Consider the following 351-nt stretch of genomic DNA (forward strand, 5'->3'; position numbering starts at 1 on the left):
GGCGAGCAGCTCGTCGAGGTCGTCGGGGGTGGGCGGGCCGGAACGGGTGTGGACGCGCTGCTTGAGATCGGCGTTGTGCAGCAACCCGAAGTCGCGGTTGTTGACCAGCTCGTGCTCCTGACGCTCCCGCAACGCCTCGATCGTCAGCCGCAACTGCTGCTCGGTCTGGTTCATCGGCTCGTTGTACAGATCCGCCACCCGCGAATGCACCCGCAGAATCGTCTGCGCCACACTCAGCTCGTACTCACGCGGCCCCGGCTCGTAGTCCACGAACGTCCCCGGCAGCGTCGCCTCACCCTCATGCCCCGCCGCCAGCGCGATCTCCGCCTCGCCGTACCTGTTCACCGGCCG

At 68.1% G+C, this 351-nt stretch carries 1 pseudogene; it reads right to left on the reverse strand.

Features of this window, described 5'->3' with window-relative positions:
• A pseudogene (locus AAH991_RS40350) lies at positions 1–351 on the reverse strand (Crp/Fnr family transcriptional regulator); the annotation flags it as partial.

Source organism: Microbispora sp. ZYX-F-249, from assembly GCF_039649665.1.
In the GTDB taxonomy this organism is placed as follows: Bacteria; Actinomycetota; Actinomycetes; order Streptosporangiales; family Streptosporangiaceae; genus Microbispora; species Microbispora maris.